At 73.7% G+C, this 1,835-nt stretch carries 2 protein-coding genes; one reads left to right on the forward strand and one right to left on the reverse strand.

The annotated features are described in order from the left end of the window. On the reverse strand, positions 1 to 1,013 hold a 1,013-nt coding region (locus AB0H87_RS41490), incomplete at its 3' end, for an alcohol dehydrogenase catalytic domain-containing protein (protein WP_360159269.1). Between the two features lie 30 nt (positions 1,014 to 1,043). Here AB0H87_RS41490 and AB0H87_RS41495 point away from each other — a divergent pair. Continuing rightward, a partial coding sequence (locus AB0H87_RS41495) for a dihydroxy-acid dehydratase (RefSeq protein WP_360159272.1) occupies positions 1,044 to 1,835 on the forward strand: 792 nt, incomplete at its 3' end.

Raw genomic sequence — 1,835 nt, forward strand, 5'->3', positions numbered from 1 at the left:
CGAGGACATCGCCGCCAACACGGGTGCGACCGTCGCGGCGACGCCGCGCGAGGCGCCGCCTCGTCCAGCCCGACCGTGGCCGCGACCAGCGGGCGGGGGTCGACGGCGCCGGTCGCGTACAGCTCGATCGTGCCGGACAGGCCGCCCGACGCGCTCAGCACACCCACCGCGGTGACGTCCTTGAGCACCAGGTCCCGGGTGTCGACGAACGACGGCTCCTCGGCGATGCCGATGTAGACGACCCGGCCGCCGGGCTCGACCCGGCGCACGGCGAAGCCCGGCAGCGCGGTCGCGTTCGTCGCGTCCACCACAGCGTCGAACAGCAGATCGTCCGGCAGGTCGGCGCTCGTCCAGGCGTGCGCGAAGCCCAGGTCGCGGGCGAACGCGAGGGACGGCGCGTCGCGGCCGAGCAGGTGCACCTCGGCGCCGCGGGCCGCCGCGATCTGGGCCGTGAGCAGGCCGATCGTGCCCGGGCCGAGCACCAGCAGCCGGGTCGTCGCCGTGACCGCCGCCGCCTCGACCACCCGCAACGCGTTGCCGCCGGGCTCGACCAGGGCGCCGAGCGTGGCGTCCACCGAGTCCGGCAGGGGGTGCAGCGCCCGCACCGGCACCGGCAGCCGCTCGGCGAGCGCGCCCGGCCAGCCGCCCCGGATGCCGATCTCGAAGCGGTCGGCGCACAGGTGCTGCCGCCCGCTCAGGCACCGCAGGCAGTTGCCGCACCCCAGCATGGTGTCGCCGGTGACCCGCCGGCCGAGCCACGCGCCGTCGACGTCGGCGCCGACGTCGGACACCACGCCACACCATTCATGACCGATCCGGATGGGGTACGCGGCGTCGCCGCTGTGCAGGTAGGCCATGTGCCCGGAGTAGAACTCGGCGTCCGTGCCGCAGACACCCGCCCGCTCGACGTCGACGATCACCTCGCCGATTCGTGGCACCGGGGGCGCTACGTCCTGAATTTCCGCCCGGCCCGGCCCGACCACGACGAACGCGCGCACGGCACCCCCTGCCACCCGATCAGGCGAATCTTGATAATGGGCAGTATGCCTGCCCCCCTCCGCTCCGACGCGTGGTATGCCGGTCAGGACCGCAACTCGTACATCCACCGGGCCTGGATGCGCCGCGGCGCACCCGACTCGGCGTTCGACGGCCGGCCCCAGATCGCCATCGCCAACACCGCCTCCGACCTCACACCGTGCAACATGCACCTGACGGAAGTCGCGCGGAGCGTGGCCAACGGGGTCTGGGAGGCGGGCGGCGTACCCCTCGAACTGCCCGTCGTGTCCCTGGGCGAGACGCAGGTCCGCCCGACGGCGATGCTGTGGCGCAACATGGCCGCGATGGCCATCGAGGAGATGATCCGGGCCAACCCCATCGACGGCGTGGTGCTGCTCGGCGGCTGTGACAAGACCATCCCGTCGCTGCTGATGGGCGCCGCCTCGGTGGACCTGCCCGCGCTGGTGGTGCCCGGCGGCCCGATGCTGTCCGGGACGTTCCGGGGCGTGCCGCTGGGCTGCGGCACCGACGTGTGGCGGCTCTCGGAGGAGGTCCGCGCGGGCACGCTCTCGAACCGCGACTTCCAGGCGTCGCAGTCGGCCATGATCAGGAGCAAGGGCCACTGCAACACGATGGGTACGGCCTCGACGATGGGCCTGCTCGCCGAGGTGCTGGGCACGACGCTGCCGGGCACGGCGGGCCTGCCGGCGGCGGACAGCCGGCTCCTGGCCCAGGCGCACGAGTCCGGGCGCCTGGCGGTCGAGATGGTCCGGGACCGTACGCCCTGGTCGCCGACCGACCACGGAGCGGAGTGGATGTATTCGCCGCCCCAGGTCAAC

This window comes from Asanoa sp. NPDC050611 (assembly GCF_040654855.1).
Classification (GTDB): Bacteria; Actinomycetota; Actinomycetes; order Mycobacteriales; family Micromonosporaceae; genus Asanoa.